Annotated in this window: 19 protein-coding genes and 1 tRNA gene; 3 read left to right on the forward strand and 17 right to left on the reverse strand. The window is 67.7% G+C overall.

Translation table 11 applies throughout. The features are described 5' to 3' along the window. Positions 1-51 precede the first annotated feature (51 nt). From rpsG to FNH21_RS03865, 7 genes are all read right to left on the reverse strand, one after another. Entirely contained in the window at positions 52-522 is a 471-nt protein-coding gene (gene rpsG, locus FNH21_RS03835) for a 30S ribosomal protein S7 (RefSeq protein WP_043440595.1), read from the reverse strand. Between the two features lies 1 nt (position 523). Further along, entirely contained in the window at positions 524-898 is a 375-nt protein-coding gene (rpsL, locus tag FNH21_RS03840; RefSeq protein WP_043440593.1) for a 30S ribosomal protein S12, read from the reverse strand. Between the two features lie 437 nt (positions 899-1335). Then, complete coding sequence (locus FNH21_RS03845) at positions 1336-5229, reverse strand: DNA-directed RNA polymerase subunit beta' (protein ID WP_152812417.1); 3894 nt, start codon at positions 5227-5229, stop codon at positions 1336-1338. A gap of 174 nt (positions 5230-5403) precedes the next feature. Then, positions 5404-8913 (reverse strand): DNA-directed RNA polymerase subunit beta, encoded by a 3510-nt coding sequence (gene rpoB, locus FNH21_RS03850; protein WP_055768045.1) that lies wholly within the window; start codon positions 8911-8913, stop codon positions 5404-5406. 292 nt (positions 8914-9205) lie between these two features. Further along, positions 9206-10825: a phytoene desaturase family protein gene (gene crtI, locus FNH21_RS03855; RefSeq protein ID WP_152812419.1), complete on the reverse strand. Its 1620-nt coding sequence runs from the start codon at positions 10823-10825 to the stop codon at positions 9206-9208. Next, a complete protein-coding gene (locus FNH21_RS03860) occupies positions 10822-11721 on the reverse strand; it encodes a phytoene/squalene synthase family protein (protein ID WP_338403141.1) in 900 nt (299 codons plus the stop codon). The genes crtI and FNH21_RS03860 overlap by 4 nt, the downstream gene beginning before the upstream one ends. Further along, the gene (locus FNH21_RS03865) at positions 11722-12783 is read right to left on the reverse strand and encodes a polyprenyl synthetase family protein (RefSeq protein ID WP_241742716.1); all 1062 of its coding nucleotides are present in this window, start codon (positions 12781-12783) and stop codon (positions 11722-11724) included. It lies immediately after the preceding gene. A 154-nt stretch (positions 12784-12937) separates the two neighbouring features. Between FNH21_RS03865 and idi the strand changes: the two genes are divergently transcribed. Both idi and FNH21_RS03875 read left to right on the forward strand, forming a co-directional pair. After that, positions 12938-13555: an isopentenyl-diphosphate Delta-isomerase gene (gene idi / locus FNH21_RS03870; protein ID WP_152812423.1), complete on the forward strand. Its 618-nt coding sequence runs from the start codon at positions 12938-12940 to the stop codon at positions 13553-13555. 62 nt (positions 13556-13617) lie between these two features. Next, positions 13618-14817 (forward strand): acetyl-CoA C-acetyltransferase, encoded by a 1200-nt coding sequence (locus FNH21_RS03875; protein ID WP_152812425.1) that lies wholly within the window; start codon positions 13618-13620, stop codon positions 14815-14817. Positions 14818-14941: 124 nt separating this feature from the next. Here the strand turns inward: FNH21_RS03875 and rplL are convergent, their stop codons facing one another. From rplL to FNH21_RS03915, 8 genes are all read right to left on the reverse strand, one after another. Next, the gene (rplL, locus tag FNH21_RS03880; RefSeq protein ID WP_055768032.1) at positions 14942-15319 is read right to left on the reverse strand and encodes a 50S ribosomal protein L7/L12; all 378 of its coding nucleotides are present in this window, start codon (positions 15317-15319) and stop codon (positions 14942-14944) included. Between the two features lie 57 nt (positions 15320-15376). Beyond that, positions 15377-15976, reverse strand: a complete 600-nt coding sequence (rplJ, locus tag FNH21_RS03885) for a 50S ribosomal protein L10 (RefSeq protein ID WP_055768030.1) — start codon at positions 15974-15976, stop codon at positions 15377-15379. Between the two features lie 264 nt (positions 15977-16240). Next, a complete protein-coding gene (locus tag FNH21_RS03890) occupies positions 16241-17368 on the reverse strand; it encodes a GNAT family N-acetyltransferase (protein ID WP_152812427.1) in 1128 nt (375 codons plus the stop codon). A 102-nt stretch (positions 17369-17470) separates the two neighbouring features. Beyond that, a complete protein-coding gene (gene rplA, locus FNH21_RS03895; RefSeq protein ID WP_055768025.1) occupies positions 17471-18175 on the reverse strand; it encodes a 50S ribosomal protein L1 in 705 nt (234 codons plus the stop codon). A gap of 149 nt (positions 18176-18324) precedes the next feature. Next, complete coding sequence (gene rplK, locus FNH21_RS03900) at positions 18325-18756, reverse strand: 50S ribosomal protein L11 (RefSeq protein ID WP_087030133.1); 432 nt, start codon at positions 18754-18756, stop codon at positions 18325-18327. A 122-nt stretch (positions 18757-18878) separates the two neighbouring features. Then, positions 18879-19790 carry a transcription termination/antitermination protein NusG gene (gene nusG, locus FNH21_RS03905; RefSeq protein ID WP_191931587.1) on the reverse strand — a complete coding sequence of 304 codons (912 nt, stop codon included), beginning with the start codon at positions 19788-19790 and terminating at the stop codon, positions 18879-18881. A 103-nt stretch (positions 19791-19893) separates the two neighbouring features. Continuing rightward, the gene (gene secE, locus FNH21_RS03910) at positions 19894-20151 is read right to left on the reverse strand and encodes a preprotein translocase subunit SecE (protein WP_235498664.1); all 258 of its coding nucleotides are present in this window, start codon (positions 20149-20151) and stop codon (positions 19894-19896) included. A 153-nt stretch (positions 20152-20304) separates the two neighbouring features. Further along, a tRNA-Trp gene (locus tag FNH21_RS03915) sits at positions 20305-20377 on the reverse strand. A 301-nt stretch (positions 20378-20678) separates the two neighbouring features. On the opposite strand from FNH21_RS03915, the gene FNH21_RS03920 reads away from it, so the two are divergent. Next, a complete protein-coding gene (locus FNH21_RS03920; protein WP_152812429.1) occupies positions 20679-21914 on the forward strand; it encodes a pyridoxal phosphate-dependent aminotransferase in 1236 nt (411 codons plus the stop codon). Positions 21915-22114: 200 nt separating this feature from the next. On the opposite strand, the gene FNH21_RS03925 is transcribed toward FNH21_RS03920, so the two are convergent. Both FNH21_RS03925 and FNH21_RS03930 read right to left on the reverse strand, forming a co-directional pair. Further along, positions 22115-22795, reverse strand: a complete 681-nt coding sequence (locus tag FNH21_RS03925; protein WP_338403142.1) for a LuxR C-terminal-related transcriptional regulator — start codon at positions 22793-22795, stop codon at positions 22115-22117. 84 nt (positions 22796-22879) lie between these two features. Further along, positions 22880-24256 carry an ATP-binding protein gene (locus FNH21_RS03930; RefSeq protein WP_152812433.1) on the reverse strand — a complete coding sequence of 459 codons (1377 nt, stop codon included), beginning with the start codon at positions 24254-24256 and terminating at the stop codon, positions 22880-22882. Between the last annotated feature and the right edge of the window lie 63 nt (positions 24257-24319).

A 24319-nucleotide genomic window follows, 5' to 3' on the forward strand; every position in this document is an offset into this window, starting at 1 on the left:
GAGCGCCGGCCGGATCGCGACCCTGAGGTCACGATCCGCCCGGCAGAAGTGCTACCAGCGGTAGTGTGCGAAGGCCTTGTTCGACTCGGCCATCTTGTGCGTGTCCTCGCGGCGCTTGACTGCGGCTCCGAGACCGTTCGACGCGTCGAGGATCTCGTTCTGCAGGCGCTCGGTCATCGTCTTCTCGCGGCGGGCCTTGGAGTAGCCGACCAGCCAGCGCAGGGCCAGCGCGGTCGAACGACCGGGCTTCACCTCGACGGGCACCTGGTAGGTTGCACCACCGACGCGGCGTGAGCGGACCTCGAGGGTCGGCTTCACGTTGTCCATGGCCTTCTTGAGCGCTGCGACGGGGTCGCCGCCGGACTTGGCGCGGGCACCTTCGAGGGCGCCGTACACGATGCGCTCTGCGGTGGACTTCTTGCCGTCGACGAGCACCTTGTTGATCAGCTGCGTGACCAGAGGGGAGCCGTAGACGGGATCTACAACGAGCGGCCGCTTCGGGGCCGGGCCCTTACGTGGCATATTACTTCTTCTCCATCTTTGCGCCGTAGCGGCTACGAGCCTGCTTGCGGTTCTTGACGCCCTGGGTATCCAGCGCGCCACGGACGATCTTGTAGCGGACACCGGGAAGGTCCTTCACACGACCGCCGCGCACGAGCACGATGGAGTGTTCCTGAAGGTTGTGACCGACACCGGGGATGTAGGCGGTGACTTCGATGCCGCCGTTGAGGCGCACGCGGGCCACCTTGCGGAGCGCCGAGTTCGGCTTCTTCGGGGTGGTGGTGTAGACGCGGGTGCAGACGCCGCGCTTCATGGGGCTGCCCTTCAGTGCGGGCGCCTTGGTCTTGGAGACCTTAGGTGTCCGGCCCTTACGGACCAGCTGGTTAATCGTAGGCACTTTCGTGTTCTCCGTAATGTCTGAAGATGAGATCTCTGTCGCCCTTCTCCGCGGTGGCGGCCGCCTCTCGGGGCCGTGCCACCCGGAGTCCGGGATGATCAGTCGTTTGGCGCGACGCCGACCGACAAGCTGCCGCAGAACGACTGTAGGCGTGCGAAAAAGTGGCATTCGCTGTACAACTTACGTACAACACGGAGATACGTTTCGCAACGCCAATCCACTGCCACACAAACAATTACCGTCCAGTCTACCAGAGGTCCGACGGCGGCCCGTGCGCTCCCCGGCCGCCCCGGCTCTCCTCGTCCTCCGATTCGATCCTCCCACAGCAGGACAGGCCCTGGACCGTGTAGTCCAGGGCCCGTCCTGAGGACCCGGGCCGCTCAGTGCGGTCGGGTCCGGGGCGTCACCGGGATCGTTCTCCCGGTGACGACGACGTCCTAGCGGAAGTCGCTGTTGCCCATGTCGTAGTCGTCCAGCGGGATCGCGTGGAACTCGGGGCTCAAGCCGCCCTCGACACCGGCGTAGTCGAAGTCGCTGAACGCGCTCGGACCGGTGAACAGGTTCGCCTTGGCCTCCTCCGTGGGCTCGACCGTGACCTTCGTGTAGCGGTCCAGGCCGGTTCCGGCCGGGATGAGCTTACCGATGATGACGTTCTCCTTGAGCCCGAGCAGCGGATCGCTCTTGCCTTCCATGGCGGCCTGCGTGAGGACACGCGTGGTCTCCTGGAAGGAGGCGGCCGACAGCCACGAGTCCGTGGCGAGCGACGCCTTGGTGATACCCATGAGCTCGGGACGGCCGGAGGCCGGCTTCTTGCCCTCGGACACCACGCGACGGTTCTCGTCCTCGAAGCGGCGACGCTCGGCCAGCTCGCCGGGAAGCAGGTCCGACTCGCCGGACTCGATCACGGTGACGCGACGCAGCATTTGGCGGACGATGACCTCGACATGCTTGTCGTGGATACCGACGCCCTGGCTGCGGTACACGCGCTGGACCTCGTCCACCAGGAATTCCTGGGCCTTGCGCGGGCCGAGGATCCGGAGGATCTGCTTCGGGTCGACCGCACCGAAGACGAGCTGCTGTCCGACCTCGACGTGGTCGCCGTCGGACACCAGGAGGCGTGCTCGGCGCAGGACCGGATACGCGATCTCCTCGGACCCGTCGTCGGGCGTGACCACCAGGCGAAGCTGCTTCTCGGCATCCTCGATGGTGACGCGTCCGGCGACCTCGGAGATCGGGGCGACACCCTTGGGGGTACGCGCCTCGAAGAGCTCCTGGATACGGGGCAGACCCTGGGTGATGTCCTCGGCCGAGGCCACACCACCGGTGTGGAAGGTACGCATGGTCAGCTGCGTGCCGGGCTCGCCGATGGACTGGGCCGCGATGATGCCGACGGCCTCTCCGATGTCCACGGTCTTGCCGGTCGCGAGCGAACGGCCGTAGCAGAGGGCACAGGTACCGACGCTGGACTCACAGGTCAGGACCGAGCGGACCTTGATCTCCGTGATGCCGGCCTCGAACAGCTCCCCGATGACGACGTCCCCGAGGTCCGACCCCGCGGCAGCGAGGACGGCGCCCTTGGCGTCGACGACGTCGGTCGCCAGCGTACGGGCGTACGCCGAGTTCTCGACCTCCTCGTGCAGCACCAGCTCACCGTCGACGTTCGGCACGGCGATCGTGACCTTGAGTCCACGCTCCGTACCGCAGTCGTCCTCGCGGACGATGACGTCCTGCGAGACGTCGACGAGGCGTCGGGTCAGGTAGCCCGAGTTCGCCGTCCGCAGTGCGGTGTCCGCGAGGCCCTTACGGGCACCGTGGGTGGCGATGAAGTACTCCAGGACCGACAGTCCCTCGCGGTACGAGGACTTGATCGGACGCGGGATGATCTCGCCCTTGGGGTTCGCCACGAGGCCACGGATACCGGCGATCTGGCGGACCTGCAGCCAGTTACCACGGGCACCGGAGGACACCATGCGGTTGATGGTGTTGTCCTTCGGCATGGCGGCACGCATCGAGGCTGCCACCTCGTTGGTGGCCTTGTTCCAGATGTCGATGAGCTCCTGGCGGCGCTCCTCGTCGGCGATGAGGCCCTTGTCGAACTGCGACTGGACCTTGGCGGCCTGCGTCTCGTAGCCCTCCATGATCCCTGCCTTGTTGATCGGCGCGGAGATATCCGAGATGGCGACGGTGACGCCCGAGCGTGTGGCCCAGTAGAAACCGGCGTCCTTCAGGTTGTCCAGCGTCGCCGCCGTGACGACCTTCGGGTACCGCTCCGCGAGATCGTTCACGATCGTCGAGAGCTGGCCCTTGTCGGCGACCTTCTCCACCCACGGGTAGTCCAGGGGAAGGGTCTCGTTGAACAGGACCTGCCCGAGCGACGTCTCGATGAGCGCAGGCGTCCCCGACTCCCAGCCCTCGGGAGCGGCGATGTCCGCACTCGGCACGAAGTTGTCGACGCGGATCCGGACCACCGAGTTGAGGTGGAGCGAGCCCATGTCGAACGCCATGATGGCCTCGGCGACGCTGGTGAAGACGCGGCCTTCGCCGGCACTCCCCTCACGCTTGGTGGTGAGGTGGTGCAGACCGATGATCATGTCCTGCGAGGGCAGGGTGACCGGACGGCCGTCGGACGGCTTCAGGATGTTGTTCGAGGAGAGCATCAGGATGCGTGCCTCGGCCTGGGCCTCGGGGCTCAGCGGCAGGTGCACTGCCATCTGGTCGCCGTCGAAGTCCGCGTTGAAGGCGCCGCAGACCAGCGGGTGGAGCTGGAGTGCCTTGCCTTCCACGAGCTGCGGCTCGAACGCCTGGATGCCGAGACGGTGCAGGGTGGGTGCACGGTTCAGCAGCACGGGGTGCTCGGTGATGATCTCCTCGAGCACGTCCCACACCTGGGGGCGGTAGCGCTCGACCATGCGCTTGGCGCTCTTGATGTTCTGTGCGTGGTTGAGGTCCACCAGGCGCTTCATCACGAACGGCTTGAAGAGCTCCAGCGCCATCTGCTTGGGCAGACCGCACTGGTGCAGCTTCAGCTGCGGGCCGACGACGATGACCGAACGGCCCGAGTAGTCGACGCGCTTGCCGAGGAGGTTCTGGCGGAAACGACCCTGCTTGCCCTTCAGCATGTCCGAGAGGGACTTCAGGGGACGGTTGCCCGGTCCGGTGACCGGACGGCCACGACGGCCGTTGTCGAACAGGGAGTCGACCGCTTCCTGCAGCATGCGCTTCTCGTTGTTCACGATGATCTCGGGGGCACCGAGATCGAGCAGGCGCTTGAGGCGGTTGTTCCTGTTGATGACGCGGCGGTACAGGTCGTTGAGGTCGGACGTCGCGAAGCGGCCACCGTCGAGCTGGACCATCGGGCGCAGCTCCGGCGGGATCACCGGAACGGCGTCGAGGACCATGCCCAGGGGGCTGTTCGTCGTCGTCAGGAAGGCGTTGACCACCTTGAGACGCTTCAGGGCGCGCGTCTTCCGCTGGCCCTTACCGTTCTGGATGATGTCGCGCAGCATCTCGGCCTCAGCCGGCATGTCGAAGTTCTCGAGGCGCTTCTTGATCGCCTCGGCGCCCATGGAGCCCTCGAAGTACAGTCCGTAGCGGTCGCGCAGCTCGCGGTACAGGCCTTCGTCGCCCTCGAGGTCGGCGACCTTGAGGGTCTTGAAGCGCTCCCACACCTGGACGAGGCGCTCGATGTCGGCGTCCGCACGCTTGCGGACGTTCGCCATCTGGCGGTCGGCCGAGTCGCGGGCCTTCTTCTTGTCGGCAGCCTTGGCGCCTTCACCCTCGAGACGGGCGAGCTCGTCCTCGAGGTCCTTGGCGATCGCGGCGATGTCGGAGTCGCGCTGGTCCGTCATCTGCTTCTTCTCGAGGTCGTGCTCGGCCTGGAGGTTGGGCAGCTCGGCGTGGCGGTTCTCCTCGTCGACCGAGGTGATCATGTACGCGGCGAAGTAGATGACCTTCTCGAGGTCCTTCGGAGCGAGGTCCAGCAGGTAGCCGAGGCGCGAGGGAACGCCCTTGAAGTACCAGATGTGGGTGACGGGAGCGGCGAGCTCGATGTGGCCCATGCGCTCGCGACGCACCTTGGCGCGGGTGACCTCGACGCCGCAGCGCTCACAGATGATGCCCTTGAAGCGCACGCGCTTGTACTTGCCGCAGTAGCACTCCCAGTCACGGGAAGGGCCGAAGATCTTCTCGCAGAAGAGGCCGTCCTTCTCGGGCTTGAGCGTGCGGTAGTTGATGGTTTCCGGCTTCTTGACCTCGCCGTAGGACCAACCGCGGATTTCGTCCGCGGTGGCAAGGCCGATTCGCATGAGGCCGAAGGAGGATTCGCTGGACATAGGGTCCCTGTTCTCTCTTTGTTCTCTAAATTCTTGAAGTCTTATGGGGTGCGGCGGAAAGCCCGGCGGATGCCGTACCGGTGTTCGAGGAAGGGGCCTTCAATATTTCAAGGCCGCTCGCGGCCGCGGAAATTTCGTTGGCCCCGTTCGAACGCCGGTACGGCGTCCTGAAACCTAGACTTCCTCGACAGAGCTCGGCTCGGCCCGTGAGAGGTCGATGCCCAGTTCCTCCGCGGCCCGGAAGACTTCTTCATCCGAGTCACGCATCTCGATCGTCGTACCGTCGGTGGAAAGGACTTCCACGTTCAGGCAGAGCGACTGCATTTCCTTGATCAGCACCTTGAAGGACTCGGGGACACCCGGCTCGGGGATGTTCTCGCCCTTGACGATGGCCTCGTACACCTTGACGCGTCCGTGGATGTCGTCCGACTTGATGGTCAGGAGTTCCTGCAGCGTGTAGGCCGCGCCATAGGCCTCGAGGGCCCAGACTTCCATCTCACCGAAGCGCTGGCCACCGAACTGCGCCTTACCACCCAGCGGCTGCTGCGTGATCATCGAGTACGGACCGGTGGAGCGGGCGTGGATCTTGTCGTCCACCAGGTGGTGGAGCTTCAGGATGTACATGTAGCCGACGGAGATCGGGTCCGGGAACGGCTCGCCGGAGCGGCCGTCGAACAGGCGCGCCTTGCCGGACTCGCCGATGAGGCGCTGTCCGTCACGCGTGACGTTCGTGGAGCCCAGCAGGCCGACGATCTCGTCCTCGGTGGCACCGTCGAACACGGGGGTCGCGACGGTGGTCGAGGAGATCTCCCGGGGAAGGTTCGGGAGGTTCTTCATCCACTCGGGGTCACCCTCGATCTTCCAGCCCTGCTTGGCTGCCCAGCCGAGGTGGATCTCGAGGACCTGGCCGACGTTCATGCGGCCCGGGACACCCAGCGGGTTCAGGACGATGTCGACGGGCGTGCCGTCCTCCATGAACGGCATGTCCTCGATCGGGAGGATCTTGGAGATGACGCCCTTGTTGCCGTGGCGGCCAGCGAGCTTGTCGCCGTCCGTGATCTTGCGCTTCTGTGCCACGTAGACCCGGACCAGCTGGTTGACGCCCGGGGGCAGCTCGTCGTCGTTGTCGCGGTCGAAGATGCGCACACCGATGACCGTGCCCGACTCGCCGTGGGGCACCTTCAGGGAGGTGTCGCGGACCTCACGGCTCTTCTCGCCGAAGATGGCGCGCAGCAGGCGCTCCTCCGGGGTCAGTTCCGTCTCACCCTTGGGGGTGACGCGGCCGACGAGGATGTCCCCGGCTTCGACCTCGGCACCGATGTGGATGATGCCGCGCTCGTCGAGCGCTCCGAGGACTTCCTCGGACACGTTCGGGATGTCACGCGTGATCTCCTCGGCACCGAGCTTGGTGTCGCGGGCATCGACTTCGTGCTCCTCGATGTGGATCGACGTCAGGACATCGTCGGAGACGATGCGCTGCGACAGGATGATCGCGTCCTCGAAGTTGTGACCCTCCCAGGACATGAACGCCACGAGCATGTTCTTGCCCAGCGCGAGTTCACCCTGATCGGTCGACGGACCGTCGGCGATGATCGTGTTGAACTCGACGCGGTCGCCCTCGGCGACCAGGACACGCTGGTTGTACGCGTTGCCCTGGTTGGAGCGGGCGAACTTCATGATCGGGTAGTTCGTCTCGGTGCCGTCGTCGTTGAGGATGCTGACGAGGTCGGCCGACACCTCCTTGACGACGCCGGCCTTCGTCGCGGTGACGGCGTCACCGGCGTCGACGGCTGCGTTCTTCTCCATGCCGGTGCCCACGAGGGGACGCTCGGAACGGAGCAGGGGCACGGCCTGGCGCTGCATGTTCGCGCCCATCAGGGCGCGGTTGGCGTCGTCGTGCTCCAGGAACGGGATCATCGCGGTCGCGACGGACACCATCTGGCGCGGGGAGACGTCCATGTACTCGACCTCGTCGGGCGTGACGAGCACGGGCTCGCCCGAACCACCACGGGTCCGCACCAGGACCATGTCCTCGGTGAACGTGCTGTTCGCATCGAGGGGCGCGTTCGCCTGGGCGATGAGGCGCTCCACCTCGTCGTCCGCGGTCAGGTAGTCGATCTGGTCGGTGACGATGCCGTCGACGACCTTGCGGTACGGGGTCTCGATGAAGCCGAACGCGTTGATGCGGCCGTACGAGGCGAGCGAACCGATGAGGCCGATGTTCGGGCCTTCAGGGGTCTCGATGGGGCACATGCGTCCGTAGTGCGAGGGGTGGACGTCACGGACCTCCATGCCTGCGCGGTCACGGGACAGACCACCCGGGCCCAGCGCGGACAGGCGACGCTTGTGCGTCAGGCCGGCGAGCGGGTTGTTCTGGTCCATGAACTGCGACAGCTGGGAAGTTCCGAAGAACTCCTTGATCGCGGCCACGACGGGACGGATGTTGATCAGGGTCTGCGGCGTGATCGCCTCGACGTCCTGGGTGGTCATGCGCTCTCGGACGACACGCTCCATACGGGACAGGCCCGTGCGGACCTGGTTCTCGATGAGCTCGCCCACGGCGCGGATACGGCGGTTGCCGAAGTGGTCGATGTCGTCGACCTCGACGCGGAGCTCCACGTCACCGCCGTCGCGCTTGCCGCCGAGGGTCTTGTCCCCGGCGTGCAGGGCAACCAGGAACTTGATCATCGCGACGATGTCGTCGATGTTCAGCACCGAGGCGTCGGAGTCCGTGAGGTCCTTGTCGATCCCGAGCTTGCGGTTGATCTTGTACCGGCCGACCTTCGCGAGGTCGTAGCGCTTGGGGTTGAAGTACAGGTTGTCCAGGAGGGTCTGGGCAGCCTCGACAGTGGGGGGCTCGCCCGGTCGCAGCTTGCGGTAGATGTCGAGGAGGGCGTCCTCGCGGGTCTCCGTCGCGTCCTTCTCCATGGTCGCCCGGATGGAGTCGTACTGGCCGAACTCCTCCAGGATCTGGCCCTCGGTCCAGCCGAGCGCCTTGAGCAGGACGGTGACGGACTGCTTGCGCTTGCGGTCGAGGCGGACGCCGACCTGGTCGCGCTTGTCGATCTCGAGCTCGAACCAGGCGCCACGCGACGGGATGATCTTCGCGCTGAAGATGTCCTTGTCACTGGTCTTGTCGGCGGTCCGCTCGAAGTAGGCACCCGGCGAACGGACGAGCTGCGACACGACGACGCGCTCCGTGCCGTTGATGACGAAGGTGCCCTTGTCGGTCATGAGGGGGAAGTCACCCATGAACACGGTCTGCTGCTTGATCTCGCCCGTGTTGTTGTTCATGAACTCGGCCTTGACGTACAGGGGGGCGGAGTAGGTCGCGTCGCGATCCTTGCACTCGGCCATCGTGTACTTGGGGTCGGCGAACTCCGGCTCGGAGAAGCTCAGGGACATGGTGCCCTGGAAGTCCTCGATGGGGGAGATCTCTTCGAAGATGTCCGCCAGACCGGAGGTCGTGGCCACACCCTGCAGGCCCTTCTCCAGTGCTTCCTCGACGCGCGCCTTCCAGCGCTCGTTGCCGATCAGCCAGTCGAAACTGTCCGTCTGCAGGGCAAGGAGATTGGGAACGTCCAGCGGTTCGTGAATCTTTGCGAATGAGAGCCGGGGTGCGGCGCCGTCGGCGTCGACCTGGCTGGTAGCGGTTGCATTATTAGAGGTGCTCGGGGCGACCAAGAGGGATCCTTCCACAGACCGTCAGGCTTGTCAGCGCCCTCGCCTCGGCACCGCCACCGCAGGATGCTGCGGGGATCTCAGTGCTCACCGGAGTCTGCTCGCGCGATTCCCAACCAGGTGGCCAGGTAGAACGACGAGAGCAGAGCAAAGCCCACCGCTATATGAAGGCTGAGGTTCAGAGGGAAGACGCAAAGACCTACACTACGGCACGCGCAGCGTTAAGTCCAATAGCGCTTCTCCCCCATCACCGTCAAGCCCGCCGCGCCCGGAAGGGGGGAGATCGGGGCGCAGCCTAGCCGAGCGCCGGCTCCGGCAGGGGTCCCGTACTCGTGTCCCCGCGCAGCCGCTTCACGATCAGCTCCGCGCTGATCAGGCACATCGGGATCCCGATACCCGGCACCGTGGAGCTGCCCGCGTAGAAGAGGTTGGCGACCTTCCCGCTCCGGTTCGAACCGCGGAAGAACGCGCTCTGCTTCAGGATGTGCGCCGGCCCGAGGCTCGTCCCGCGCCAGGCGTTCAGATCGGTGGCGAAGTCCTGGGGGCCGTAGCTGCGCCGGACCACGATCCGCTCCGCGAGGTCGGGGATCCCCGCCCACCCGGAGATCTGCGCGATGACCTCGTCGGCGATCTTTTCGACCCGGGCGTCTCCCCCGCGGTCCAGCCCGCCCTTGCCGATGGACACGTCGGCGGGGATCGGCACGAGGACGAAGACGTTCTCGTGCCCCTCCGGTGCCACGGAGTCGTCGGTCGCGCTCGGTCGGCATACGTAGAGCGACGCCGGTGACGGCACCGAGGTCTCCTTGCCGAAGATCCGGCCGAAATTGTCGCGCCAGTCCGTGGTGAACAGCAGCGTGTGGTGCTCGAGCTGCGGCAGGCTCCCCCGGACGCCGAGGTAGAGCAGCAGGGCGCTCGGACCGGGGACGCGCTTCTCCCAGTACTTCTCGGGATAGGTCTGCAGGGGGGTCGGCAGCAGCGTGGTCTCGGTGTGGTGGAGATCCGCGGCGGAGACGACGATGTCGGCGTCGAGCGTCGTGACCGCTCCTGCGGACCGGTACGTCACCGACCGCACCGAGGCCGCCCTGCGGTCCAGCGGCGACCGACCCGGTGTCCGGGGATCGGTGTCGATCGAGACGACGTCGGCGCCCGTGCGGATCGTCACGCCGGCCGCCACCGCCACGCGCTGCATCGCCTCGACCAGCGTGGTGAAGCCGCCCATCGGATAGAGGACGCCGTCGTCCAGGTCGAGATGGCTCATGAGGTGGTACATGCTCGGCGCGTCGAAGGGGGAACTGCCGAGGAAGACCGCCGGGTAGCCGAGGATCTGCTGGATCCTCGGATCCTTGAAGCGCTTCTCGACGAAGGACTGCAGCGGCTGCAGCAGGAGCGAGCCGATGCGCGGGAGCCGCCTGAGGACGTCCGGCCGGATGAACGGCAGGAAGGACTGGAAGGTCGAGTAGAGGAAGCGCTTCTTCGCGATCTCGTAGGCGTCCTCGGCGGAGTCGAGGTACTTCGACAGCTGCTCCCCTGCGCCCTCCTCCATCGACTCGAAGAGCTTGGTCACCGCCTCGCGCTCGGCGGGGACGTCGACGGAGCCGCCCTGCTCGAACATCACCCGGTAGCCGGGGTCGAGCAGCCGGAGGTCGAGTTCCTCCTCGGCGCTCGTGCCCATCATCTTGAAGAAGTGGTCGATCACCTCGGGCATGAGGTACCAGGACGGCCCGGTGTCGAAGCGGAAGCCGTCCTGTTCCCACGATCCCGCACGGCCACCGACCTGGTCGCGCTTCTCGAGCAGCGTCACGTCGTGGCCCTCACGCGCGAGGAGCGCCGCCGTCGCCAGTCCGCCGATCCCGCCGCCGATCACGACGACGTCCTGTCCGCCCACGCGCGCGCGTCCGTTCTGCTCGGTTGTCATGCCGTCCTCTCCTGCGCGGCGAGTTCCGGTACCGCGCGACCGGTGAAGGCTTTCGCCATGATGCGGAACTTCACCGGATTGGGGACCCGGATCCGTGCCCTGAGGAGTTCGTCGGCCGGCGTCCGCCTCAGCCGCAGGGCGAGTTCGGTGAACAGGCCCTGGGCGAGGGCGACGGCGCGGCGGGGGGTGGGCGGCAGACCCGGGAGGGCCGCGGCTGAGATGCGGAGATCCTCGTCGATGTCCGCGAGGAGTCGGAGCTTGTCCGCTTCCGTGAAGTTCCCCGGACGGACGCCCGGGAAATAGCTGCGGCCGAGGGTGGAGAAGTCCTCCGCGAGGTCACGCAGGAAGTTGATCTTCTGGAACGCGGCCCCGAGGTGGCGCGCGCCGTCCACGAGGACGGCTTCCTCCTCCGTGGTCACGGGACGTCCGACGAGGAACGCCCGCAGGCACATCAGGCCCACGACCTCCGCCGATCCGTAGACGTACCGGTCGAAGGACTTCTGGTCGTGCTCGCGCTGCGTGATGTCGGCGCGCATGGAGGCGAAGAACGGACGCGTGAGGTCCGTGCCGATGCCGGTGGTCCGGGCCGTGACCGCGAAGGCGTGCACCACGAGGTTGGCGCTGTATCCCGTGCCCATGGCCGTCTCGGTGTCGCGCTCGAGGCCGTCGAGCAACTGCTCCACGACGTCCGAGGAGAGGCCCGCCCCGGCCGCGGCGCCGTCCACGATCTCGTCCGCCACGCGCACCAGCGCGTAGACGGCCTCGATGTGGCTCCGCGTGGTGCGGTCGAGGATGCGGGACGCCATACCGAACGACGTCGAGTAGCAGCGGATGACCTCGGCGGAGGTCTTCAGTGCCGCCGCGTTGTAGCGGGCGAGCGAGTCCTCGACGCCCACCTAGTGGACCCGGTCCACGACGGCGGACACGACCGGCTCGAGGGCGGACCGGAGGGCGGACGGCACGACGTCGGACTCCAGGTGGGTCCGGGCCCGGGACGCGTACTCCGCGGCGAGGTCCGCCGAGTAGTCCTTCGCTCCGCTCTCGACGAGGACACGCCTCACGTAGTCGGCCTCGGCCGCGGACATGCCCGGCGTGCCGATGAGCGCGGAGATGCTCTCCCACTCGGGGCGGGAGGAGACGTAGGACAGCAGGGCCGTGCGCTTGCCCTCGCGCAGGTCGCCCCAGTTGGTCTTGCCCGTGCGGGTCTCGTTGCCGAACACCCCGAGGAGGTCGTCCGCGATCTGGTAGGCGATGCCGGCGTCGCGTCCGAAGTCGCCCAGCCGGTCGACCACTTCCTCCTCGGCACCCGCGAGCACGGCACCGGCCTGCAGGGGGCCCTCGAAGGAGTACACGGAGGTCTTCAGCCGGGCCATCTGCACGATGTCCTCGAGCGGGGGCATGGAGCGGTCCAGCGACGTCTCGATATCGAGGAACTCGCCCGCCGCCGAGGCGAAGACGGCTTCGTCGAGGATCTCGCCGAGCCTGCGGCGCACGGCTGCCGGCGCCTCGACGCGCTCGAGCAGACGGTAGGCGTTGGACAGGGCCAGGTCCCCGGCGATGACACCGGCGGAGAAGCCGACGTGGCGAGCGGCCTCGGGCGACATGCCGGCCGACTCGGCGATGCTGCGGTAGCGACCGGAGACGTTCGGGATCCCCCGGCGGACGAAGTCGCGGTCGATGACGTCGTCGTGCACGATCAGTGCGGTGTGCAGCAGTTCGAAGGCCGCGCCCACCCCGGCTGCGTTGTCGAGGTCGCGGCCACCGAGCATCTGGTAGGCGGACATGACGAGCCGGGGCCGGAACCGCTTGCCCCCGGCGGTGCAGCGTTCGAGGGTCTCCCACAGGCCGCGGTACCCGGGGCCCACCTTCGCCGCCCGGATCTTCGATTCATCGAAGAGCCGGTCGAGCGCACCCTCGACCTGCTCGAGCCCGACGGGCTCGACCAGCAGAGTGTCCATGTCCATAGGTAAAGTAAACAACGAGAAGGGCGCCCCTGACGAAACGCGGGGCGAATGCAGCCGGGCCGACCACCGCCACGCAGCGGACAGCGTGCGTGCGCAGGGCACGGGCGATCACCGGGCAAGCGACGACCAGCGGAAATGAGTGCCGATCATGGCGAGCGAAGCAGGAACCATCGGGCAGGGCCCCGCCCGCGACGGCCAGGACAGCGGCACGACGTCCGCCACCGAGATCGTGGTGCTGCTCGCGGAGGACGGCTCGGCCATCGGGACGCACGAGAAGGCCACCGTCCACACCCTCGACACCCCCCTCCACCTCGCCTTCTCCACGCATGTCTTCGACGACGCCGGCCGCATCCTCGTGACCCGCCGCGCTCTCAGCAAGAAGGCGTGGCCGGGAGTGTGGACGAATTCCTTCTGCGGGCACCCGGCACCGGGTGAGGCCTTCGAGGACGCCGTCACGCGACGCGCGGCCCAGGAACTCGGCTTCACGGTCCGGGACATCCGCCCGGCACTCCCCGACTTCCGGTACCGCGCGGTGGACGCCTCCGGGATCGTCGAGAACGAGATCTGCCCCGTGTACACCGCCGTCGCCGACAGCGCGCCGGCTCCGCTGCCGGATGAGGTGATGGACGTGCAGTGGGTGGACGCCGCCGAGCTGGTGCGCGCCGTCACCGCGACGCCGTGGGCGTTCTCACCCTGGCTCACGCTCCAGCTGCCCCTGCTCTACCCCGAGGGCGCCGACGGGCCGGGCCCGCGCGACGCCATCTGATCGTGGCCCCCACCACCTAAGGTTGTAGCGGCACCATTTCAACGACGAAAGAGAGTCTCGCCATGGCGACACCCACGCCGGCCCCCCATGACGTCGTCATCGTCGGCGGCGCCCGGACACCCCTCGGACGCCTCAACGGACAGCTCGCCTCCTTCACCGCCGTCGACCTCGGAGCCCTCGCGATCTCCGCCGCGATGGAGCGCTCGGGTGTCGACCCGGGGAACGTGGACGCAGTGATCATGGGCCACGTGGTCCAGGCGGGCTGCGGCCAGAACCCTGCCCGCCAGTCCGCGGTCCGTGCGGGCATCCCGTGGAACGTCCCCGCCGTGACCCTGAACAAGGTGTGCCTGTCCGGCCTGACCGCGATCATCGACGCGGCCCGGCTCATCCGCAGCGGCGAAGCGCGCGTGGTCGTCGCCGGCGGCCAGGAGTCGATGACGCGGGGCCCGCACCTCCTGCCCGGCTCACGGCAGGGCTGGAACTACGGCTCCATCCAGGCGCTCGATTCCGTGGCACACGACGGCCTGACCGATGCCTTCGACAACGACTCGATGGGCGCCTCGACGGAGCGGGGCAACGTGCGCCTCGAGATCGACCGGTCGGCGCAGGACGCCGTCGCCGCCGCGTCGCACCAGCGGGCCGCTGCTGCGACCGAAAGCGGGATCCTCGCGGAGGAGATCGTGCCCGTCACCGTCGTCCAGCGGAAGGGCGACGACATCGTCCTGACCAGTGACGAAGGGATCCGGCCCTCCACCACCGTCGAGTCCCTGGCGAAGCTGCGGCCGGCCTTCAACGCCGACGGTGCCATCACGGCCGGGAACTCCTCCCCGCTGTCCGACGGCGCTGCGGCCGTCGTCCTCACGACCAGGGCGCATGCGGACGAGGCCGGCCTGGCGGTGCTCGCCGTCGTCGGCTCGCCCGGCCAGGTGGCCGGGCCCGACAACACGCTCCACTCGCAGCCGTCAGCGGCCATCCTGCAGGCGCTCGACCGCGCCGGCTGGAGCGCTGCCGACCTCGACTTCATCGAGATCAACGAGGCCTTCGGATCCGTCGCGGTGCAGTCCCTCAAGGATCTGAACTACCCGCACGAGCAGTGCAACATCCACGGCGGAGCGATAGCCCTGGGGCACCCCATCGGCGCTTCCGGAACACGGCTCGCCCTGCACGCGGCGATGGAGCTGGCGCGCCGGGGTTCCGGCCGGTCCGCCGTCAGCCTCTGCGGCGGCGGCGGTCAGGGCGAGGCCGTCCTGCTCTGGCGCTAGGCCGCTGACGCAGCAGGACGCCTGTACCGGTGACAACGAGAAGAGCCCCGCTTCGTGAGAAGCGGGGCTCTTCTGCTGTCCTGCAGCGGATCCGGCCACGAGGCCGGTCCGCGGAGCAGGGGTCCTACTTGAGGGTGACGGTGGCGCCGGCAGCCTCGAGGGACTCCTTGGCCTTCTCTGCTGCTTCCTTGGTGGCGCCTTCGAGGACGGCTTTGGGAGCGCTGTCGACAACGTCCTTGGCTTCCTTGAGGCCCAGCGAGGTGAGCGCGCGGACTTCCTTGATCACTGCGATCTTCTTGTCGCCTGCAGCTTCGAGGATGACGTCGAAAGCCGTCTGCTCCTCGGCCTCGGCCTCGGCTCCGCCACCGGCGGGGCCTGCAACTGCAACTGCAGCGGCGGTGACATCGAAGGTCTCCTCGAACAGCTTCACGAAGTCCGAGAGTTCAATGATGGACAGTTCCTTGAAAGCTTCAATGAGCTCTTCGTTGGTGAGCTTCGCCATGGGAGGCGTCCTTCCTTTAGTGGTGCACGGCACCTTCAGTATGTGGACGAAGGGAAACTAGTTCGCTTCGGTTGCTGCGGCTTCCTCGGCGGGAGCCTCCGCGGCAGCTTCTGCGGGTGCAGCAGCTTCCTCGGCAGCAGAAGGATCGGCGTCCGCTGCGGGTGCAGCACCAGTTCCCTCTTCGAGCTTGATGCGCAGTGCATCGACGGTGCGGGCCAGAGCGGACATCGGTGCCTTGAGGACACCAGCCACCCGGGCGAGCTGGAGTTCACGCGATTCGAGGGCCGCCAGGGCGATGACCTCGGATGCGTCGAGGGCCTTGCCCTCGAAGATTCCAGTCTTGATGACGAGCTTCGGGTTGGCTTTCGCGAAATCCGTGAGGCTCTTGGCTGCAGCGACGGCGTCACCCTTGATGAAGGCGATCGCGGTGGGTCCGGACAGCTGGCCGTCGAACGCGTCGATGCCTGCTTCCTTCGCCGCGATGCCCGTCAAGGTGTTCTTGACGACCGAGAACTTCGTGTCCGCACCCAGGGCGCGACGCAGTTCCTTGAGCTGAGCAACGGTGAGCCCGCGGTATTCGGTCAGGACAGCCGCGGTGGAGTCCTTGAAATCGGTGGTGATCTCATCCACTGCAGAAACCTTTGTTGGCGTTGCCATAACCCTCCTTCCGGGGAATATGCGCCGGCTTTCCCGCTCCAATAAAAAACGCCCCATGCAGATGCACGGGGCTTGGCTCGACGCGGAGGTGATCCGCGGGGAGGAGCTTCGTTCACCTGCGTAGGCCGTCCCTCACGGGAACTTTCGGATCCTTCTCCTTCTTCACCCGCTCGTGCCGAAACACAGGAGGGAAGCGGAGGAGGATCGACCGACGGTCTTTGGTCCTTCAAGCGTACGGGACCGCACTGCCGCCACCAAATCGGCTCAGGTCAGGACCCGCTGCCATCCCGCGGTGCGCCCCGACGGCCGGAATCCGAGGGCCACGTTCACCTCCAGCATGAAGCTGTTCTCCTCGGCGTTCCAGGTGTAGATGCGCTCGGCATCGGTCCAGCTGTCCGCTGCACGCCGCAGGTTGCTCGCCTTCAGCCACATGCCGAGTCGGTGCCCGCGGTGCTCGTCGAGGACCAGGGTGTCCTCCTGGTAGACGACGGCGGGCCTCGAGTCGAAGCGCTCGAGGATCGTGTGCCCTACGAGTCGGCCTGATTCCCGGTGCAGTACCGCCTCCACGAGGGTCGAGGTGCCGGCTGCGAGCGACCGCTCCTCCTCGCGCCGGATCCGGCCCGCGTCCCAGAGTTCCTCCTGCTGGACGAAGCCTCCGAGCGGCGGGTCGGTACTCATCCGACGGCGTAGCAGGGCGTAGTCCTCCACGCGGTCCTCGGGACAGCGGTCCACCCAGCGGACCAGGCCGTAGCCCTCCGATCCCCTGGTCCGCGCCTCGGCCTCCTGCCGGAGCAGGATGTCACGGCCGCGATCCGACCGGACCTCCGCCAGATGCAGGACGCTCTGACGATCGACCTGCACGAGGTCGAACCCCCGGCCGACCGCCAGCCGGGCGGCGGGGTCGGCGGCGGGGTACCAACCAGCCCCGGTGGGTGGAACAAGCCTCTCGACCACCGCCACGCCCGCATCCGCATCTGCGTCCCCGTCGACGCCCATCCGCGCGTCGCTCCAGGACATGATGGTGGTCCGCCCCCGCAGCGTGAGCTGCTGCTCGGCGAAGGCCAGGAGCGCCGAGGCGATACCCTGCCGCCGCTTCCCGGGCAGAACCTCGAGCTGGACGTACGCGGCCTGCAGGTTGTCGCGCAGCGGGATGCTGATGCGGGCATTGCCGACGATCCTGCCCTCCGCCCGGGCCACCCCGAGGACGTACTCGCGCTCCGGTGTGGGCTGCGCCATGAGGATCCGGTCCTCCACATCGGTGGCGAAATCGTCGTGTCCCCACAGATGGTGCTCGACGGCGTTCCCGACTGCCGCGCTCTGCGCGAAGTCGTCGCCGCCCTCGGCATCGAGGGCGGCGGGGATGGCGAGTCGTTCAATCCGGGTGCGCATCATGCCCTGAGCCTAGCCCCAGTGATTGGCCTTCCTCAATGGGTAGGGTCTCCCCAGACGAAAAAGCCCCGCAGCACGAGCTGCGGGGCTTCTCGGAGGATTCACCTAGACGGCGAAGACCTTGGTGACGCTCGGGTCGACGGAGATACCGGGGCCGAAGGTCGTCGAGACGGTGGCCTTCTGGATGTAGCGGCCCTTCGACGCGGACGGCTTCAGGCGGAGGATCTCCTCGAGGGCAGCGGCGTAGTTCTCGCCCAGCTTCTGCTCGTCGAAGGACACCTTGCCGATGATGAAGTGGAGGTTGGAGTGCTTGTCGACGCGGAAGTCGATCTTTCCACCCTTGATGTCCGTGACAGCCTTGGCGACGTCCGCCGTGACCGTTCCGGTCTTCGGGTTCGGCATCAGGTTACGGGGGCCGAGGATCTTGCCCAGGCGACCCACCTTGCCCATGAGGTCAGGGGTGGCGACCGCGGCGTCGAAGTCGGTCCAGCCGCCGGACACCTTCTCGATCATGTCGTCCGATCCGACGAAGTCGGCGCCGGCGGCGATGGCCGCCTCGGCCTTCTCGCCGGTCGCGAACACGAGCACACGGGCGGTCTTGCCCGTGCCGTGGGGAAGGTTCACGGTGCCGCGGACCATCTGGTCCGCCTTGCGGGGGTCCACTCCGAGACGGAAGGACACCTCGACCGTGGCGTCGAACGTCGAGGGGTTCGTCGCCTTGGCGAGGACGACCGCGTCGAGGGGGGCGTACTGCTTGTCCGCCTCGATCTTCGCGGCAGCTCCCTTGTATGCTTTGCTGCGCTGTGCCATCTGCTTGTTCTCCTTATGCAGTCGTGGTCGTCGGACCGCGCTGGGCCCTGCCACTCACGACGGCCTCCCCGCGGGGCGGCGGCGTCGTGCTGTGAAATTGGTGGTGTGCCCGCTCCGGCGGGGCCGGGTCGGGCGATGGTGCGGGGTGTTCAGCCCTCGACCGTGATGCCCATCGAACGGGCGGTCCCGGCGATGATCTTCGCAGCGGCCTGGACGTCATTGGCGTTGAGGTCCTCCATCTTCATGGTGGCGATCTCTTCGACCTGGGCGTTCGTCAGCTTCGCGACCTTGACGGTGTGGGGCGTACCCGAACCCTTGGCGACGCCGGCAGCCTTCTTGATGAGCTCGGCGGCCGGAGGGGTCTTGGTGATGAAGGTGAACGAGCGGTCCTCGTACACCGTGATCTCCACGGGGATGACGTTTCCGCGCTGGGACTCCGTGGCGGCGTTGTACGCCTTGCAGAATTCCATGATGTTGACACCGTGCTGGCCAAGCGCGGGACCGATGGGAGGAGCCGGGTTGGCGGCGCCTGCATTGATCTGCAGCTTGATGAGGCCGGTGACCTTTTTCTTGGGGGCCATGAAAGGGTCCTTCTCTTGCATTGCGTTCCCGCGGGACAGGAGCGTCCCGCGGGGTGGTGGCCATCATGGCGTGATGGCCTGACGACGCTCCCCGGTTAAGCACGCCGGGTGGCGTCGAAGCTTTACTGGATCTTGGTGACCTGGCTGTAGGAGAGCGTCACCGGGGTCTCGCGCTCGAAGATCGACACGAGCACCACCAGCTGCTGCGACTCGTGCTTGATCTCGGAGATCGACGCCGGGAGGGTCTCGAACGGACCCTCGTTGACCGTGACGGACTCGCCGATCTCGAAGTTGACCGTCGCAGGGGTGAACTGCGGCTGGACGGGCTTGCCCGATTCCGCATCGGTGTGGACGATCGTGTGCTCGAGCATCGAGAAGACCTCGGACAGGCTCAGCGGCACCGGGTTGTGGGCGTTGCCCACGAAGCCCGTGACGCCGGGAGTGTGCCGGACGGTTCCCCACGACTCGTCGGTGAGATCCATGCGCACCAGGACGTAGCCCGGGATCCGGACGCGGTTGACGATCTTCCGCGTCGTGTTCTTGATCTCGACGACCTCCTCCATCGGGACCTGGATCTCGAAGATGTAATCTTCCATGTCCAGCGTCTGGATGCGGGTCTCGAGGTTTGCCTTCACGCGGTTCTCGTACCCGGCGTAGGAGTGGATGACGTACCAGTCACCCTCCTGGCGGCGGAGCTTGGCCTTGAAGGTCTCGACCGGATCCTCGGCGGGAGCCTCGTCCGACTCGTCGGCGTCTGCGGCCTCGTCGGCCTCCGACGAGGCAGCCTCGTCGACGGCGTCCGTCGCAGTCGCCTCGATCTCGTCCGCTGCGTCGTCCGACTCCGTGGGATCGGCCTCGGCGTCGTCGGCGAGGAGCCCGTCCTCGGCGGCGACGTCCGCATCGGCGGGGTATGTCTCGGAGCCGTCAGCAGGCACGTCGAGGTCGGAGGCTTCCACGCCCGCCTCCGTCCCGTACTCCTCGTTCTCCAGACCATCTTCGGGAGTGATCTGCCGTTCGAGTTCTTGCTCGGACACCTAGCCGCCTGCTTTCTGACATTCTTCGGGAGTTGTTCTGCTTGCCTGTACTGCACCCGTCACGGAACCACTGCTCCGGGTTGCGCCTTCGTGCGGGGCGGCGTCAGTTGCCGCCGAAGACCCACACCGCGCCGGCCCCGAACAGGAGGTCCAGGGCGGTCACGAGGAGCATCATGATGACCACGAAGACGAGGACGGTGATGGTGAACCGGACCAGTTCCCGGCGGGTGGGCGTGACGACCTTCCCGAGCTCCGCGAGGACCTGGCGGATGAACAGCATGATGCGTCCGAAGAACCCGCGACGGGGAGCCTTCTTCTCGGAGGGGCTTCCCTTGGAGCTGCTCGCAGCCGTATCGGTCACCGTCAACCTCATCAATCTGTGTGGTGTCCCAGCCGGACCACCAGTGGCGCACCCAGCTGATCATGTGTACCGCCGCGCGGGGCCTGTGCCTGCGCCGGGGCTTCGTGATCTGTTTCTGCCGTACCTTCGCGGACTACCCGCGAAGGCCACGCGCAGGGCAGACAGGACTCGAACCTGCAACCTGCGGTTTTGGAGACCGCTGCGCTACCAATTGCGCCACTACCCTTCGGTTTTGAACCGCTGTCGCGTCCACTCCGGCCCCCCCGGTCAGGGCACGAACCATCATGGTGTTTCAACACCGAGAATCAAGTCTACGCATTGACCGCCGGAACGTCGAACCGGTGCCCGTCGGGGCCTGGTCGGGGCCCGCGCGGAGAGCAGCCGACACCCGGCGGTGCTTGCTCCCGGGCGGACCGTGGACCGGTGACCGCCGGTCCGTGACGCCGTCGTGAACCGGCGATGCGGGGCAGCCCGGGGGCCACCGCCTAAGCTGGGACCTGCCACAGAACCTCACGGAACGGGACCCGATGAACGCCACGACCGATGACTCCATCCGCGCAGCACTTCCCCGGATCTCCCGGCGGATCGACTCGATCGCGGAGTCGGCGACACTGGCCGTGGACGCCAAGGCCAAAGCCCTGAAGGCGGCCGGCCGGCCGGTCATCGGCTTCGGGGCGGGCGAACCCGATTTCCCGACACCGGACTACATCGTCGAGGCGGCGATCGACGCCGCACGCCAGCCGCGGTTCCACCGCTACTCCCCCGCGGGCGGACTTCCCGACCTCAAGCAGGCCATCGCCGACAAGACGCTGCGCGATTCCGGCTACGAGGTCGACCCGACCCAGGTTCTCGTGACGAACGGTGGGAAGCAGGCCGTGTACGAGTCCTTCGCCGCGCTCCTCGATCCCGGGGACGAGGTTCTCGTGCCCACACCCTTCTGGACCACCTACCCCGAGGCGATCCGCCTGGCGGGCGGCGTTCCCGTCGAGGTCTTCGCCGGACCCGAGCAGGGCTACCTGGTGACCGTCGAGCAGCTCGAGGCGGCGCTGACGCCGAGGACCAAGGTGCTGCTGTTCGTCTCGCCGTCCAACCCGACCGGCGCGGTCTACGGCGCCGACGCGGTCCGCGAGATCGGCGAGTGGGCCGCCGGACGTGGACTGTGGGTGGTGACGGACGAGATCTACGAGCACCTGACCTACGACGGCGTTCCCTTCACCTCGATCGCCACCGCCGCACCGTCGCTCGGGGACAAGGTGGTCATCCTCAACGGGGTCGCCAAGACCTACGCGATGACCGGCTGGCGGGTCGGCTGGATGATCGGCCCCAGGGACCTCGTCAAGGCCGCGACCAACCTGCAGTCGCACGCGACCTCCAACGTGTCCAACGTCCCGCAGATGGCCGCCCTCGCCGCCGTGTCCGGGCCGCTGACGGCGGTGGACGAGATGAAGGTGGCGTTCGACCGGCGCCGTCGCGCCATGGTGTCCGCCCTCAACTCCATCGAGGGGGTGGAGTGCCCGACGCCGCACGGGGCCTTCTACGCCTACGCGGACGTCCGCTCCCTGCTCGGCAGGAGCATCGGCGGGGCGACGCCGGCCACGTCCGCCGAGCTTGCCGCGCTGATCCTCGAGAAGGTCGAGGTCGCCGTCGTTCCCGGCGAGGCGTTCGGACCCAGCGGTTACCTGCGGCTCTCCTACGCGCTCGGGGACGAGGACCTGGCGGTCGGCGTCGAACGCCTGCAGGACTTCCTCGGTTCGGCCGGCTGACGGGCGACAGCCGGCCGGCCCGGCAGGCTGCCGGATGCGCACATCCGCCGCGTCCGGCGGACGGGAGACAGCCGGCCGGCCCGGCAGGCTGCCGGATGTGCACATCCGCCGCGTCCGGCTAACGGGAGACAGCCGGCCGGCCCGGCAGGCTGCCGGATGCGCACATCCGCCGCGTCCGCCGGGCCGGACCGTGGGCGGCCTCAGAGGAGCCGCCGCTCCGTGGCCCAGCGCGTCAGTTCGTGGCGCGAGGAGAGCTGCAGCTTCCGGAGGACGGCCGAGACATGGGTCTCGATGGTCTTCACCGAGATGAAGAGCTCCTTCGCCGTCTCCTTGTAGCTGTAGCCGCGGGCGATCAGGCGCATGACCTCGAGCTCACGGGCCGAGAGCCGGTCGAGCTCGTCGTCCACCGCAACGGACGCCGTACCGAACGCGTCCAGCACGAACCCTGCGAGCCGCGGGGAGAACACGGCGTCACCCGACGCGATGCGCTGCACGGCGTCGGTGATCTCGGGTCCCGAGATGGTCTTGGTCACGTAACCCCGAGCTCCTGCCCGGATGACGGCGACGACGTCCTCCGCCGAATCGGAGACGCTCAGGGCGAGGAACCGGGCGGTGGTTCCCTGCCGCGTACAGCGGTGGATGACCTCCGCTCCCCCGCCGCCGAGTCCGCCGGGCAGGTGTACGTCGAGGAGGACGACGTCGGGCGCGGTGGCCCCGATGACGGCTTCGGCCTCCTCGACCGTCGCGGCCTCGCCGAGGACGCGGATCACCGGACCCAGCGCGGCCCGCAGACCCGAGCGGAAGATGCCGTGATCGTCCACGATCACCACCGAGACCGTCCCGTCCACCGGCCCGTCAGCTGCCACCGTCTTCTCCTCCACGTCCGTCCCTCCTCCGACCGCTCGGCCGTCCATCGCTGTCGTACCGATTGTCCTGCGCCGGATGCCTGGATGTGGTGCAGCCGCTCACCGCTGTCGCTCACCCTCGGTCGGCACGGCATTCGCTTCCGTCCTCGGCAGGCAAAGGCGGACCTCCGTGCCGTCCCTGTCGCTCCTGATCGCCGACGAGCCGCCGTGGCGCATCATCCGGCTGTGGATGGACTCGCGGATCCCGGCCCGATCCGCCGGGACCGCTGACTGGTCGAACCCTGCGCCGCGGTCCCGCACGAAAACCTCGACGGTGTCCGGGCCGGCCTCGAGGTATACAGAGACAGCGACACCGGCGTGCCGGGCGGCGTTCAGCATGGCTTCACGCGCTGCCTGCGCGAGGGCGTCCTCCGCCGACCCGAGGTGGGCGTCGCCGACGGCGACGACGGACACGGGATGACCGTACAGGTCCTCGACCTCGCCCGCTGCGACCTTGAGCCGCTCCGCCAGGCTGCCGGGGTCCCGGGTGGGGTCCGCGAAGAGCCACTGACGCAACTCGCGTTCCTGCGCACGGGCCAGGCGCAGAACGTCCGTCTCGGAGTCCGCTCTGTTCTGGATCAGGGCGAGCGTCTGCAGGACGGAGTCGTGGAGGTGGGCGGCGATCTCCGCCCGCTCCGTCTCCCGGACGCGGGCTGCGCGTTCGGCCTCGAGGTCGCGCCAGAACTTCAGCCCCCATGGAGCGAGCACCAGGCCGACTCCTGCCAGCACCGCGAGCACGGCGACGAGCGTCGCCATGGTCAGGGTCCATGAACCGCTGCTGGACAGGGCCACCAGCACGCCCGTCACGACGAGCACGATCCCGGCGAGAAGGCGCAGGGTCCCCCCGGCGCGCTCGGCCCCCGCCCGGTTCATGACGCGTGCGCGGCGCACCTCGTCCAGTTGCGACCAGGCGAGCGCAGCGCCCGTCGCGACCACGGCGATGGGCACGAAGAACCCCCAGTCGACCTGCACGCCGAGCAGCTGCAGGACGAGGACGGCCGCTGCGAGAAGGAGCGCCGTACCGAACAGGACCTCCCGCCGCCCCGCTCGCAGGGTCCGTTCACGCCAGCCCTCGGCGTCGAACGCGCCCGCTGCCGGTGCGGATGACGGATCGCCGAGGATCCGGGCCGTCTGGCCCGTAGCCCTGCTGCCCGCTCCCGCCGGCACGGCACCAGCAGCTCCGACCCCGGCGCCGACGCCGACGCCGTGCATGAAGGCCGCAGGGCCGGTCTGCCGTCCGGACTCCGCCGCGCGGTCCGCCGCGGTGGGAACGAAGATCCACAACCAGGCATAGAGCAGGACACCCGCGCCGGAGGCGAGGGTCAGGACCCCCATGCCGATCCGGACCCACGAGCGCTTGACGCCCAGATGTGCGGCCAGCCCGGCGCACACGCCGGCGATGATGCCGTCGGGGCTGCGCAGCAGGGGTGGTCTCATGCCCTCATCAAAACACGTGGGGGGATCCCAAGGGGTGCTCCCGGACCGGAATCAGGGCGGACT

The organism is Arthrobacter bussei (assembly GCF_009377195.2).
Lineage (GTDB): Bacteria > Actinomycetota > Actinomycetes > Actinomycetales > Micrococcaceae > Arthrobacter_D > Arthrobacter_D bussei.